14 protein-coding genes and 1 pseudogene are annotated in these 13,036 nt (G+C 51.3%); 9 read left to right on the plus strand and 6 right to left on the minus strand.

Annotated elements, in window-relative coordinates:
• Window positions 1–172 precede the first annotated feature (172 nt).
• The 6 genes from HX884_RS22425 to HX884_RS22450 all read right to left on the minus strand — a co-directional run bounded on the left by HX884_RS22425 (window position 173) and on the right by HX884_RS22450 (window position 4,723).
• Window positions 173–748 carry a TerD family protein gene (locus HX884_RS22425; RefSeq protein ID WP_020996162.1) on the minus strand — a complete coding sequence of 192 codons (576 nt, stop codon included), beginning with the start codon at window positions 746–748 and terminating at the stop codon, window positions 173–175.
• 68 nt (window positions 749–816) lie between these two features.
• The gene (gene terD / locus HX884_RS22430) at window positions 817–1,395 is read right to left on the minus strand and encodes a tellurium resistance membrane protein TerD (RefSeq protein WP_000116680.1); all 579 of its coding nucleotides are present in this window, start codon (window positions 1,393–1,395) and stop codon (window positions 817–819) included.
• Between the two features lie 48 nt (window positions 1,396–1,443).
• The gene (gene terC, locus HX884_RS22435; RefSeq protein WP_000255079.1) at window positions 1,444–2,484 is read right to left on the minus strand and encodes a tellurium resistance membrane protein TerC; all 1,041 of its coding nucleotides are present in this window, start codon (window positions 2,482–2,484) and stop codon (window positions 1,444–1,446) included.
• A gap of 22 nt (window positions 2,485–2,506) precedes the next feature.
• A complete protein-coding gene (locus tag HX884_RS22440; RefSeq protein WP_000007448.1) occupies window positions 2,507–2,962 on the minus strand; it encodes a tellurite resistance TerB family protein in 456 nt (151 codons plus the stop codon).
• 22 nt (window positions 2,963–2,984) lie between these two features.
• Window positions 2,985–4,142, minus strand: coding sequence for a TerD family protein (locus HX884_RS22445; protein ID WP_001054786.1), 1,158 nt, complete (start codon window positions 4,140–4,142; stop codon window positions 2,985–2,987).
• Complete coding sequence (locus tag HX884_RS22450; protein ID WP_000254136.1) at window positions 4,142–4,723, minus strand: TerD family protein; 582 nt, start codon at window positions 4,721–4,723, stop codon at window positions 4,142–4,144. Before HX884_RS22450 ends, HX884_RS22445 begins: the two co-directional genes overlap by 1 nt.
• Window positions 4,724–5,044: 321 nt before the next feature.
• Between HX884_RS22450 and HX884_RS22455 the strand changes: the two genes are divergently transcribed.
• From HX884_RS22455 to HX884_RS22495, 9 genes and pseudogenes are all read left to right on the plus strand, one after another.
• Window positions 5,045–6,103 (plus strand): ATP-grasp domain-containing protein, encoded by a 1,059-nt coding sequence (locus tag HX884_RS22455; protein WP_178328817.1) that lies wholly within the window; start codon window positions 5,045–5,047, stop codon window positions 6,101–6,103.
• Window positions 6,104–6,112: 9 nt separating this feature from the next.
• Window positions 6,113–7,255, plus strand: coding sequence for a phosphoribosyltransferase domain-containing protein (locus HX884_RS22460; protein WP_001282603.1), 1,143 nt, complete (start codon window positions 6,113–6,115; stop codon window positions 7,253–7,255).
• Window positions 7,248–8,021, plus strand: a complete 774-nt coding sequence (locus HX884_RS22465) for a hypothetical protein (protein WP_001040062.1) — start codon at window positions 7,248–7,250, stop codon at window positions 8,019–8,021. The genes HX884_RS22460 and HX884_RS22465 overlap by 8 nt, the downstream gene beginning before the upstream one ends.
• A 1-nt stretch (window position 8,022) precedes the next feature.
• A complete protein-coding gene (locus tag HX884_RS22470) occupies window positions 8,023–9,102 on the plus strand; it encodes a cysteine protease StiP family protein (protein ID WP_001182415.1) in 1,080 nt (359 codons plus the stop codon).
• Window positions 9,102–10,058: an HpcH/HpaI aldolase/citrate lyase family protein gene (locus tag HX884_RS22475; protein ID WP_000797363.1), complete on the plus strand. Its 957-nt coding sequence runs from the start codon at window positions 9,102–9,104 to the stop codon at window positions 10,056–10,058. Before HX884_RS22470 ends, HX884_RS22475 begins: the two co-directional genes overlap by 1 nt.
• A gap of 10 nt (window positions 10,059–10,068) precedes the next feature.
• Window positions 10,069–11,277 carry a DUF4236 domain-containing protein gene (locus HX884_RS22480; protein WP_000506888.1) on the plus strand — a complete coding sequence of 403 codons (1,209 nt, stop codon included), beginning with the start codon at window positions 10,069–10,071 and terminating at the stop codon, window positions 11,275–11,277.
• 17 nt (window positions 11,278–11,294) lie between these two features.
• Complete coding sequence (gene terW / locus HX884_RS22485) at window positions 11,295–11,762, plus strand: tellurium resistance protein TerW (RefSeq protein WP_001176767.1); 468 nt, start codon at window positions 11,295–11,297, stop codon at window positions 11,760–11,762.
• Window positions 11,763–12,225: 463 nt separating this feature from the next.
• Window positions 12,226–12,864 carry a VWA domain-containing protein gene (locus HX884_RS22490; RefSeq protein WP_001388628.1) on the plus strand — a complete coding sequence of 213 codons (639 nt, stop codon included), beginning with the start codon at window positions 12,226–12,228 and terminating at the stop codon, window positions 12,862–12,864.
• A gap of 22 nt (window positions 12,865–12,886) precedes the next feature.
• Window positions 12,887–12,985: pseudogene (locus tag HX884_RS22495) on the plus strand (TerD family protein); the annotation flags it as partial.
• Window positions 12,986–13,036 lie beyond the last annotated feature (51 nt).

Below are 13,036 nucleotides of genomic sequence, written 5' to 3' on the forward strand. Positions count from 1 at the left end.
ACCACTTTGTCGGATGCTTCAGATTATGACCAGACGGTTCACGCTGTACGCTTACAATTAACATTACTCTGCTTTCTGAAAACGCCCGGCCCCCTTTCTCAGATTCAACAGCTGATAGCGGATCGTTACCCAAAAAAAACCCCGGCATTGCCGGGGTCAGACTCAGCGTCTTTTAGACATTGACGCCGTGCTGGGAAGCAAGCGCTGACAGGCCACCGGCAAAACCCTGGCCGACAGCTTTAAACTTCCACTCAGCGCCATGGCGATACAGTTCACCGAAGACCATTGCGGTTTCAGTTGAGGCGTCTTCAGACAGATCGAAACGGGCAATTTCCGTGCCGTTGTCGTTGTTGTAAACGCGCATGAAGCTGTTGCTCACCATGCCGAAGTTTTGTTTACGCGCTTCTGCATCATAGATGGTAACGGCAAACACCAGTTTTTTGATGTCTGCTGAGACTTTGGTCAGATCAATTTTGACCTGCTCATCGTCGCCGTCGCCTTCACCAGTACGGTTGTCGCCCTGGTGCTCTACTGCGCCATCAGGGCTGGTTTTATTATTGAAGAAAATGAAATGGGCATCTGACAGCACTTTACCGTCTTCACCTACTGCGAATACGGAAGCGTCAAGGTCAAAACCCTGACCATCGGTTACACGGGCATCCCAGCCCAGACCAACCATAGCGACATTCATGGTTGGTGCTTCTTTGGTCAGAGATACGTTGCCGCCTTTTACGAGAGAAACTGCCATTTTTAGCTCCTGCAAACAGTTGAATGAGGCTGAATTAACAGCCCCGGATATGAAAAGTTACTTTTCGATCAGGACGCGTTAATGCCGTACTGAGCACATACAGATGCCAGACCACCAGCATAACCCTGGCCTACTGCGCGGAATTTCCACTCACCATTGTGGCGATACAGCTCGCCAAACAGCATGGCGGTTTCAGTGGACGCATCTTCGGTCAGATCGTAGCGAGCGACTTCAGTCTGGTTATCGTCATTAACCAGACGAATAAACGCACCGGATACCTGACCAAAGCTCTGGCGACGAGCCTGAGCATCGTGGATGGTCACAACGAAGATGATCTTGTCAACTTCAGACGGGACGGCGTCCAGTTTAATTTTCAGCGATTCATCATCACCATCGCCCTCACCGGTGCGGTTATCGCCGGTGTGTGTTACGGAACCGTCGGATGACGTCAGGTTGTTATAGAAGATGAAATCTGAATCGCCGCGCACTTTGCCGTTTGAGGCCAGCAGGAATGCTGAAGCATCCAGGTCAAAGTCCTGACCGTCTGTTGAACGCGCATCCCAGCCAAGGCCCACCAGGACGTTTTTCATTGACGGAGCTGCTTTACTCAGGGAGACGTTCCCGCCTTTGGAAAGAGAAACACTCATAAAATAACCTCTTCGATTAGTAATTGTTCAGGTTAACACTTAAGGGGATTAACTCCCCTTTTCCTCAGATTCAGGTTTGCCCGGGAACATGACGCTTGCGAGAATGCCCAGCGCCAGTACACCCAGTACAACATACAGGCTGGTTGTTGCCGCAATGCTGTAACCATGATGCCAGATGTGATCGGTCGCATTCAGGCCGAGTTTTGCCGCGATGAAGAACAGCAGCACGATAACGGCCTTCTCCAGATGAACCAGGTACTGTTTCAGTGCCTCAAGGACAAAATACAGAGTACGCAGGCCCAGGATAGCAAACATCATGGCACTATAGACGATAAGCGGTTCACGACTGACGGCAATGATTGCCGGTACCGAGTCAAACGCGAACATTACGTCCGAGAGTTCAACCACAGCCACACACAGGAACAGCGGGGTCGCATATAGCGCCGCTTTTTTACCACGGCCAATGGTGACATCGCTGTTTTCTGGTTTCGCCAGTTCGGCATCCACTTCCTTCTGGTTAAGCAGGAAGGCATGCCCTCTGAGCTTCGGCCAGATAGGGAAGAAGCGTTTAACCATGCGGTAAGCCAGATGCTGGGAGTAATCCTCAATTTCATCATCGTCATCACCGCTTTTAAGCATCATGACCGCCGTCCAGGCAACGATAATAGCGAAGACAACTTCAACGTACGGCCCCAGACTCAGCAGGCTCGTACCGATGGCGACAAAGATGCCCCTGAAGACAATGGCACCAATGATCCCCCAGTAGAGAACACGGTGGCGATAACGATCCGGAACGGCGAACCAGGAGAAGATGGCCATCATGACGAACAGGTTGTCGACCGACAGCACTTTCTCCAGCGCATAACCCGTGACAAACAGACTAGCAACCTCAGCACCGTGGTGGATATAGAGGAAACCGGCAAATGCCATCGCAACCACAACCCAGAATACGGACCAGAGCGCCGCACTCTTAAGCGAGATTGGCTTGTCATCACGGTGCATAAACAGGTCAATAAAGATGGCACCGACTGAAAGCGCAATAAAAACAATGACCGTTTCAGTCGGGAAGCCGATGTGTGTGGAAACCATATTTTACCCTTAGGGATGTGGATCAGAGGCCAAATTCAGCCGGGTCGAAGCCCAACGCGATAGCGATCTCGCGGGAGGCCAGTTTCTCGTCCTGATCGAAGTTACCGTCACTTTTTGCAACGGCAATACCAACACGTAAGGCCAGCTGAGCGGCCTCAGGCTGATCTTTCAACGCCAGGATGTATTTCATGGTTTCGCCCTTGCCGATTTCAACATCGAAATCGAAGCTTGAAACCAGTTTATTGAAGAACTCGATCACCTCATTGGTATCGAATACCTTCAGCTCTTCTGAAGAGCGAAGAAAGCCCATCATTTTCTGCTTTTCTTCCGAACTCACGCCGTCACTCGATACGGCAATACGGGCACATACAGCAACGGTGCCGTGCATAAATTTTTTGTTTTTGAAACGGCCAACCTGGCGGGTCAGTTCGTCCCGGCCAGAGTTAATGGCACCTTTTACCTTGTCGAAAAAGCTCATACCTGTTTCCTTTGTTGCTGTGTTATTTAGAACCGGCGCTCCAGCGAAATCCCCAGCCAAATGCCCGGTCCATTTCGTCCTGGCCTTTGAAGTACTGGTTAATTCGCTCGACTTTAATTGCACCGTTTTCGTTTACGAGTCTGGCAATGGCGCACAATGTGCGACGGTTTTCACCTTCGGTCAGGCGGGTCTCAATGGGCGGTTGATCCGGCACATGAATAGTGACCACACCATCAGTCTTGTCCCAGCTGGGAACACCTTCATAAATAAAAGCGTAAATCAGCACTTCGCGGATATGCTTCCATTCACGTCCATTGATATGCAGCCACTCGCCGTCTGATACATCACCCGTCCGGTCATCTCCCTTGAGCTGAACATACGGTTCATCGCGATAATCACCGAATGCATTACCGAGCGCCTGAATGACCGATTTATACCCGTCCTGAAGCTCAACAAAGGCCCCCAGATCCAGGTCGATTCCTTTGGAGCCGAACATGCCTGCAAAGCCGGATTTGCCGCTGCCTCGGTGCCAGTTCAGGTTGATCCGGATTTCACCGAAGTTATCCCGTTTGGTCAGGCTGATTGCAGGCTTCTCTTTTGTCAGCGATACCTTGCTCAGGCTGATTTTTGTCTCAACTGGCGGAGGGGTTACAACCGGAGGAGTCGGGGCTGCGGGAGCAGGTTCGTCGGCAATATTTACGCCGAAATGCTCTGCCAGCGGTTTAAGTCCACCGTTGAACCCCTGCGCAACAAAGCGGAATTTCCAGTCATTATTACGACGGTAAAATTCACCCAGAATTAAGGCTGCTTCCTGACGGCCGCTCAATTCGACACTGCCGCTAACCAGGCCGGTAGCCCCTTGCTCCACGTCGATGGAAAGATTACGAAGACCGGACACCGTCTGCCCACCGTCACAGGTCACGGTGAACGCAATTTTTTGGACATCAGGTTTCAGCCGGTTGAGCGCGACAGTAAAGGTTGAGTACTGGCCTTCACTGACCAGGCTGACGGTACCATCATCGTTACGTGGCTGACCATAGAACACCATGTCCGCATCACCCTGCACCTTCCCGTCGGCATACAGGCGAAACGCCGAAGCATCCACCTGGCCGCCCGAGGTGATCCGGACCCGCAACTCCTGGGCTGGAACGGGGGCATTGCCCCCCGGCGTCAGGTTCATTAGCGGATAACCGCTGAAACGATATCGGAGTGCATATCGTCAATTGTGCGGCCGCGACAGGCATGGCCAAGGGCGGTAAAGTCCCAGTTGCCGTTATTACGGCGCAGCGAAGAAATAACGATCCCGGTATGTGAGCCCTGCTCAGTCAGCTTGTAGCGAGCCAGCTCTTTGCCGGTTTGATCGACAACGCGGCAGAACGCGTTTTCGACGTCATTGAACGACTGACCACGGAAGCTGTTTACCGTAAACGCCAGGTATTCAACGTTTGCAGGCAGTCGGGAGAGGTTGACCTTAATCACTTCATCGTCACCGTCACCCTCACCGGTCAGGTTATCGCCACTGTGCACAACAGCGCCGCAGGTGGATTCCAGTTTGCGGAACCAGATGGTGTCAATTGTTTTACCGGTGCTGTCCATTAATACGCAGCCAGCATCGAGATCGATTGAGTCGTTGCCTCCAAACAATCCTCCAAGAAGACCTTTTTTCTTAACCGGATCCCAACCGAGACCGAAATGAAGCTGGCTTAATGCAGATGATTCTTTGCTGAGTGATACCGTCTGGTTCTTAACTAATGAAACCATGTTTTATTCCTTAAAATGGTAATGACCGAGACAATCAAAGGGTTGTTTATTAACTGACGAAGAAAATCATATCATGATGAAGTTCTCTGACAAGGGAAATTTTGGTAGTTTTCTGTAAAAACACAAAAAGAAAATCTTTTCAGGGTGTTAATTTTCTATGTTTAATTTAAATATCAATACTTTATCGGGAATCCAAAAAATACTGACTCACTCCATAACCACAGAAGTTATTAATCATATTATGATTGACATGTAGCTTAGACACTCATAGACTCACTTCTCAATCATAAATTTGCATGGCGTTCCGGATAATTAAAAAAAATGAACAAGAAAATTTGGTTTATGGAAGGTTTATCCTCCCAGCGAGATATTATTCAGGGGGTAAAATCATTTGCACAAAAAAATAATTTTGCCATTACCGTTTTTGCCTCCCACCGTAACGAAAGAAATGAAATCCTTTCCGTTGCCGATTATTCTTTGACTGAACCTGAAGATCCTCAAAAACGTCTCCAGTTTATTCAGGAAACCATTCAGACCTACGGCATCCACCATATTCATACTGGCCGTAACAGCCAGTGGTTTGAAGAACACCGTTCAGACATTGAATCGACCGGTGCCACCCTTACTACCGGTGCAACGAGCGTCGACTGGTTAACTCTGGCTGACGAAAAAGTTACTTTTGCTCAGTTTATGGAGCAAAAGGGACTCCCGGTTGTACCATCCTGGCGGGTGAATACGCTGGCAGAATTAAAGACACACCTCGCGTCCCCGCCGTTCACTGACAGCCCGGTATGCGTGAAGCCGGTGACGGGTATCTATGGCATGGGATTCTGGCGCTTTGATGACAGTGCTTCGCCTATGGCCGTCTTTAATCATCCCGAACATCGTCTGGTCAGTCCGCAACAGTATATTGCAGCAGCATCAGCTGCTGAGTCGTTTAACCCCCTTGTTTTGATGCCGTACCTGCCAGGCCCGGAATTTTCCGTCGATATCCTCGCGGATAAGGGCGAAATACTCGCAGCCGTGGGACGCCGTAAGGAAGGGGCTATCCAGTATCTGGTAAACGAAGGTAGCGCCTGGGAACTGGCGTGTGACTGCGCCCGGGTTATGAAGGCCGACGGGCTGGTGAATGTTCAGACGCGAAACGATGTGAATGGCAACCCGGTGCTGCTTGAAACCAACATGCGTCCGTCAGGGGGGGTGGGTTATACCCTTCACAGCGGGGTGAACCTTCCTGGGTTATTTGCTGCCTTTAAGCTCGGTCTGATGTCTGAAGATATGGTGCGCCAGAGCGCTAAAAACACCTTTTCTCCGGTTGCGGTGAGATCCATTACGGATGTAATTGCATACCCGGAATCACTCTCTAACCTTTTGAATTAAGGCGTGTTTATGTCTGATAACCTCGAAGATATGATTTATCGCCGTACCCTCTCATGCGGTACGATTCAGGTAATCCGCGATCAGGGTGAAGTTTCGCTCGATGACCTGTTTGATATCGCTGAAAGACGTAACCCGAAACGCGCCTTTCTGTTTGTCAGCAAAGTACTCGGCAGGCACATTCCCGTGCCACCCTCAGTCATGCGGCAGGCCTACAGACAGCTTGCCAGCCAGTTCCCCTCAACGCTAACAGGGCCCGTACTGTTTATCGGTATGGCTGAAACCGCCGTTGGGCTTGGGGCCGGTGTGTTTGATGAAGTGCGCCACCAGCATCGTGAATCTGTATATCTGACCTCTACCCGTCACCCGGTTGATGGCACGTTGCTTTGCGAGTTCAAGGAAGAACACAGCCACGCCACTGATCATCTGATCTATCTGCCAGATGATGAAGAGAAAAGACGTCGTGTTACCAACGCGCGAACGCTGGTTTTGATTGATGACGAGGCAACCACCGGTAATACCTTTATTAACCTGCTTTCTGCCCTGCGTAATACCGGCAAGCTTCAACATATTGAACAGGTTATCGCCGTTACGCTTACCGACTGGAGTGGCAAAGCCTTGTCCGAGCGCAGCACCTTACCCGTCACTTCTGTTTCTCTTGTAAGCGGTCAGTGGGGATGGACCACATTACCAGATGCACCGGTCCCGGACATGCCGAAAGTCAACGTAACTTCACGCGGAGAATGGGACATCCAGGGGAAACAGTCATGGGGTCGACTGGGGATGCTCGCACCTGCGGCCGATCTCGGCCATGAGGTTTCCGTCCGCAAAGGGGAGCGTGTTCTGGTTCTCGGGACAGGGGAATTCGTCTGGGAGCCGTTCCTGCTTGCAGAACGGCTCGAAGCTGCCGGGGCAAAGGCATTTTACGGTTCGACCACCCGCTCCCCTATCGCCGTTGGTTATGCCATTGAGTCCGCCATTTCCTTTACGGATAACTACGGGCTGGGCATCCCCAATTTTGTCTATAACGTCGCCCACCAGCAGTTTGACCGCATTCTTGTGTGTACTGAGACACCCGCAGAAAGTATTGACGCGCAGCTTCTTAAGGCGCTGGCTGAGGTTGCGCCCGTCGTGGAGATTGTTACCTATGAATAAACCCGTTGTTCTGAGCGACCTTGACGACACGCTCTTTCAGACCCGTCGTAAAATGGTGGACGAGCTGGCCCTGGAGCCATTCCGTACCGGTGCCGTTGATCGTACCCTGAATCCACGAAGCTTTATGACGGAAGAACAGTCCATGTTAGTGGACTGGCTTCTGGAGCAGGCTGAACTCATTCCCGTTACCGCACGGGGAACTGAAGAAATCAGCCGCGTACGGATCCCTTTCCACTCCTGGGCAATCACCACGCACGGGGCCGTCATTCTCACGCCTGAAGGCAACCCCGACGAGGAGTGGAAGGCCCATATGCTCGGCCAGCTGGCTCCCTATCAGGAAAAGCTGACATCGATGCAGCGACTGATCACTGAAATGATGGACGCAAAAGGGATTAATGCCTGGGCAAGACTGAACTTCGAATACGGTGAAACGGCGGTTTATATGGTGATGAAACACCGCGACAGCACCCGCCTTGACGAGCTCAATGCCATTGCAGATGAGATAGAAACGGTGTTTCCGACCGAGGGCTTCTACATCCACCGCAACAGTAATAACGTGGCCTGGCTACCCACCCCGGTTGAGAAAGGGCTGGCCGTCAGCTGGCTGCTTGAAAAACTTCGGGCTGAACGCGGCGTTTTCCCCGTAATTGGTCTGGGCGACAGCCTGAGCGATCATCGTTTTATGAAACTGTGCAGCTGGTTTGGCATCCCGCGTCAGAGTCAGTTTGCAGATGCCATTTCACAGCGAATTTTTGGAGAAAATTAAAATGCAGCCACATGAAACATTTACCGGCTCATACCAGCCCGGTGACGTGGAATTTCTGCTAAAGCCGGTTGTCATTGAGATGACGCCGGTTGATCAAAAAGAAGAGCTGATTCAGTCCGGGAAGAAACATTATTCAGACATGCTCAGCCAGGAGCCAGCACCAACACAATGGCATCTTGATTTGTTTCACCGGGCGCTGGATCGGGGCGCAGAGAGGCTTGCAAAAGAAGTCACACAGCTCGCTATTTCTCTGGCCGAACGCTTCGGTGATGAGCCCATTGTACTGGCCAGTCTTGTCAGAGCTGGCGTACCGCTCGGCGTTATGCTGCACCAGGCCCTGCGTGACATGGGGAAAACCTCATGGCATTACGGCATCAGCATCATCCGGGATCGTGGAATTGACGGTGCAGCACTCGACGTCATTGAAGAGCGGCATGGTACCAGCGGTATTGTCTTTGTTGACGGATGGACAGGTAAAGGCGCAATTACCGGAGAGCTTGTACGCGCACTGAAAGATCGCCCGGGCTATCCTGAGCAGCCGCGACTGGTTGTCCTGGCCGATCCCTGTGGCTGTTCCTGGCTTGCAGCAAGTGATGATGACTGGCTCATTCCTTTTGGCATCATGGGTGCGCCGGTATCAGGTCTGATCTCCCGGTCAGTATGGTCCTCTGAAGGATTACATGGGTGCATGGTTTGCGAGCATCTCAGTGAATTCGAATGCAGCCGGATGCTTGTCGATACCGTCGCTCATTTCCGTAAGAAGTTAACACCGACATCCCTCGCTCCCCTGAGCTGGAATACGGAGTCAGCCCGGATCTTATGGCAGACAAGTCGCGACGTTATCGCGTTCCTGGCCGATGAATTTAAAGTGGACAGCGTCAATCGTATTAAACCCGGTATTGCTGAAGCAACCCGGGCTGTATTGCGTCGGGTACCGGACCATATATTTGTGCGTTCTATTGACGACCCGGACGTTGCCTTGCTTGTAGGGCTTGCTCGTGAAAAGGGAATAGTTGTTACAGAAATGGGGGGAACCCTCGGCCAGTATCGGGCTGTAACCATTATCAAGAAGGTACTCTGATGAAAAATCGTCTTTCTCCCTGGAATCTGGGAGCCACGCTATACATGCCTGCAACACGGGAAGATATTGCTGATGCCGTCCTGCATGGGAAAATCCCGGGTTTGCGCTCTCTGGTAATTTGCCTTGAGGATGCTGTCAGTGAAGCAGACATCCCCATCGCCCTCAAAAATCTGGAGCACCTGCTGCACGAGCTCAGTAACAGCATGCGTAGCCTGGGTAAAAATGACTGGCCTCTGGTGTTCATTCGCCCCCGGCATGCCGACATGGGCAGATGGTTAAAAGCGCATTATGATCTTTCCGCTGTCGACGGGTTTGTGTTGCCGAAATTTACCCTCAGTTCGTTAGCTGAATGGTGGGATATCATGGGCGGGACTCACCTGTGCATGATGCCAACGCTGGAAACAGAAGACGTCTTTGACGTGGTTCAGATGCGGGAGCTGGCCACCCGTCTGGTGGAACATCCCTGCCACGACCGCATTATTGCGCTTCGAATCGGCGGCAACGATCTTATGAACGTTGTGTCGCTTCGCCGTCCCCGGGACCTGACGCTGTATGACAGCCCGATGGGCTACGTCATCAAAATGCTCGTTTCGGTCTTCGGCCCGCGTGATTTTGCCCTGACCGCGCCCGTATGTGAGCATATTGACGATCATGCCGTAATGGCCAGAGAGCTGGCTCTTGATATGGCACATGGGCTTGTTGGGAAAACGGCCATTCACCCGGGTCAGATAGAGGTCATTCAAAACGCGCTGATGGTCACTCAGGGTGAGCATTCTGACGCTCTGCGGATCCTGAACTCTACCCAGGCCGTGTTTAAGTCGCAGGGAGCAATGTGTGAACCCGCCACACATCGCCGCTGGGCGGCTGGCATTCTGGACAGAGCTCGTTTTTATGGGTTACAGAACGAGCAAAGCGCTGATGGAATCAGATTACTTACCGTGACCCAGCATCATTAAGGAAATCATAATGGGGTTCAGGTTCAGAAAGTCGATCAACATTATTCCTGGTGTTCGCCTCAACCTGAGTAACGGTGCACCGAGCCTGAGTGTCGGGCCGAGAGGTGCTTCCGTTTCTTTTGGAAGCCGGGGGACCTATGCCAATCTGGGCTTGCCCGGTACCGGGCTGAGTTACCGTACCCGGCTTGACCGGGCCGCGCGTTCCGGAGGTGGGAACCGGACGGCTACCGACCCGGGGCTCAGACAGGCGCTTGAGCAGGAAGCCGCTGATCTCATGTCAGCGGTGACCGCAATCCGTAATATTCACGAGCTGACGCCGGATCCCAAAACAGGCATCAGCTGGGCAGAGCTGGAAGCAGTATACCTGCATAACAGAACGTCGCCTTTTCAGGTTCCGGCACCGGTGCGTCCAGAAAAGCCAGACTATCTTGCATTGCCGGAAAAGCCTGCCGAGAGCGAAGGCATTAGTTTTCTGGGTAAATGGTTTGAATCGGAATCAGCTAAAGCTGAGCGCCACGCCGAAAATCTTCGCCGGTGGCAGCAGGAGCTGATTGATGTGGAGCGTGAGAATACCCTTCGACAGCACCGGTACCAGCAACAACGGACGGCCTGGGCCGAACAGTATGCAAACTGGAAGTTTGAGGCTGAAGAACATGAAAAACGGCTCGCCACGGCTCAGGCAGATGCCCGGCAGCAGTTCCGGACAGACGCCGCGTTTTTCGAATCATACCTGGCGGGTGTGCTGGCAGAAACTGAATGGCCGCGTGAAACGCTTGTTGCATTTGAAGTAAAGCCGGAGCTATCAGCAGTCCTGCTGGATGTTGATTTAGCTGAGATTGAAGATTTCCCTGATAAGATTTACGGCGTTAATGCCCGGGGCACGGAGCTGACGGAAAAAGCCATGACGCAAAAAGCCGTACGCGAAAACTATGCCCGCCACGTCCATGGCTGCTTGTTCCGCCTGGTCGGTATCGTTTTACATACGCTACCGTTCGACAACGTGATTGTGTCAGGCTTTACGCAACGGGTCAGTAAGCGGACCGGCTATCTAGAGGATGAGTATATCCTGTCCTGCAAATGCAGTCGCAGCCAGATGTCGTCAGTAAATTTTGCAGGCTTAGAACACATTGATCCGGTTGAAGCGTTAGGCGATCAACCGGTTATTCGAAAGATGAGCAGTACCTTCATTTTTCAGCCTATTGAACCACTAACCCTTTAAGCAGGCTAAATCTTACGATGCAATTAAATACCAGACAGGCCCGGATTTTTAAGCTTGCCAACTTACTGGGCACCGGCAAGCCCGTTTCCGCTGCCGACATTATAACCAGTCTGGAATGCTCAGAGCCGACATTAACCCGGGCACTCAAAGAGCTACGCGAGTCATATTCTGCGGAGATCAAATACAGCAAGGCAGGTCATTCATACCATCTCGTTAATCCGGGCCAGCTGGATAAAAAGACCCTTCGCCGGATGAATGAAGCGCTCGCACAGAATGCTGAACTGAAAACCGGTGAGTCCACAGGGAAGGTCGTACTCGATAAGGATAAAAAAACAGCCGTGTCATTATCGCTACGCATGCGGATTTTAAGAAAAATTGACCGTCTGGCTGCGCTGAGTGGCTCGACCCGAAGTGAAGCGGTAGAGAAGCTGGCTCTGCACTCCGTTGATGAACTGATAAAAGAATACAGCGCTAAAAAGTCCTGACGCTAAATCTCAGACCGGGGTGAAAACCCCGGTTTTGTCATATTTCACCTCTGTATCTGCGTGACGGAGTTTTGATCTATTCTCCTCCCGCAATGTCAGCAGCGCCTTTCTGCCTACAAAACCTGGTGTCTTGACATCCTCTTGTGCTACACATCAATCTTTGGGCGATTTACACTCCATTCATGCAGATCTGTGATGTATGATGATTTTCATACATAAGAAAGTTTATTTTTGCCGGAGTTTTTTTCAGAAATCTTATATTCCAGTACGGTCTGAATTTTTTTCTCTGATAAGAGGCCATTCACATGTCGGTAATTCAATGGTGGTTAACTTATTTCTTTAATGCCGCTTCTGAGTATTTAATCTCCACCCGACAGATGTCGTGCCGTTTTATCAAATCTACAAACTCTGGCCTCTTCCTGAAACTACTCTCCTCTTCCGATCTCTTAAGAAGGAATTACATTTGAGACGCTTACCCGTATATCTGCTACTCGACACGTCCGGCTCTATGCACGGAGAGCCTATCGAAGCGGTTAAGAATGGCGTTCAGACGCTGCTTACCACGCTGAAACAGGATCCGTATGCACTCGAAACGGCTTACGTGTCAGTGATCACCTTTGATTCTTCAGCCCGACAGGCAGTCCCCCTGACAGACCTCCTGAGTTTCCAGATGCCAGCACTAACAGCCAGCGGCACCACCTCTCTTGGCGAAGCGCTTACCCTGACGGCCAGCTCCATTGCCAAAGAAGTACAGAAAACGACGGCTGACACTAAAGGTGACTGGCGTCCCCTTGTATTCCTGATGACGGATGGAAGTCCGAATGATGACTGGCGTAAAGGCCTGAATGACTTTAAAGCGGCCAGAACCGGCGTTGTTGTGGCATGTGCAGCCGGGCATGATGCCGATACCAGCGTCCTCAAAGAAATCACTGAAATCGTGGTTCAGCTCGATACAGCTGACAGTTCGACGATTAAAGCTTTCTTTAAATGGGTCAGTGCGAGCATTTCGGTAGGCAGTCAGAAAGTGGAGTCCAGCAAAAAAGAAGTGATCGGTCTTGAAGACCTGCCACCGCCGCCGCCAGAAGTAAACGTGGTCTTATAATTTTATTAATTAAGGGGATGTCATGTCTGTCAGTCTGAGCAAAGGCCAGGGCGTAAGCCTGAAAAAAAATGAATACGATCTCTCGTCCGTTACTATCGGCCTGGGTTGGGATATTAATGAGACTTTGTTGAATAAATCGAACTTTTGCTGAGTTGAAGGATCAGATCACGCA

Source organism: Enterobacter sp. SECR19-1250, assembly GCF_013391025.1.
Classification (GTDB): Bacteria; Pseudomonadota; Gammaproteobacteria; order Enterobacterales; family Enterobacteriaceae; genus Enterobacter; species Enterobacter cloacae.

What these genes read in the sequence shown, in the direction of transcription:
- HX884_RS22425 (WP_020996162.1), bottom strand. Translation starts at nt 748, where the DNA reads ATGGCAGTTTCTCTCGTAAAAGGCGGCAACGTATCTCTGACCAAAGAA.
- terD (WP_000116680.1), bottom strand. Translation starts at nt 1,395, where the DNA reads ATGAGTGTTTCTCTTTCCAAAGGCGGGAACGTCTCCCTGAGTAAAGCA.
- terC (WP_000255079.1), bottom strand. Translation starts at nt 2,484, where the DNA reads ATGGTTTCCACACACATCGGCTTCCCGACTGAAACGGTCATTGTTTTT.
- HX884_RS22440 (WP_000007448.1), bottom strand. Translation starts at nt 2,962, where the DNA reads ATGAGCTTTTTCGACAAGGTAAAAGGTGCCATTAACTCTGGCCGGGAC.
- HX884_RS22445 (WP_001054786.1), bottom strand. Translation starts at nt 4,142, where the DNA reads ATGAACCTGACGCCGGGGGGCAATGCCCCCGTTCCAGCCCAGGAGTTG.
- HX884_RS22450 (WP_000254136.1), bottom strand. Translation starts at nt 4,723, where the DNA reads ATGGTTTCATTAGTTAAGAACCAGACGGTATCACTCAGCAAAGAATCA.
- HX884_RS22455 (WP_178328817.1), top strand. Translation starts at nt 5,045, where the DNA reads ATGAACAAGAAAATTTGGTTTATGGAAGGTTTATCCTCCCAGCGAGAT.
- HX884_RS22460 (WP_001282603.1), top strand. Translation starts at nt 6,113, where the DNA reads ATGTCTGATAACCTCGAAGATATGATTTATCGCCGTACCCTCTCATGC.
- HX884_RS22465 (WP_001040062.1), top strand. Translation starts at nt 7,248, where the DNA reads ATGAATAAACCCGTTGTTCTGAGCGACCTTGACGACACGCTCTTTCAG.
- HX884_RS22470 (WP_001182415.1), top strand. Translation starts at nt 8,023, where the DNA reads ATGCAGCCACATGAAACATTTACCGGCTCATACCAGCCCGGTGACGTG.
- HX884_RS22475 (WP_000797363.1), top strand. Translation starts at nt 9,102, where the DNA reads ATGAAAAATCGTCTTTCTCCCTGGAATCTGGGAGCCACGCTATACATG.
- HX884_RS22480 (WP_000506888.1), top strand. Translation starts at nt 10,069, where the DNA reads ATGGGGTTCAGGTTCAGAAAGTCGATCAACATTATTCCTGGTGTTCGC.
- terW (WP_001176767.1), top strand. Translation starts at nt 11,295, where the DNA reads ATGCAATTAAATACCAGACAGGCCCGGATTTTTAAGCTTGCCAACTTA.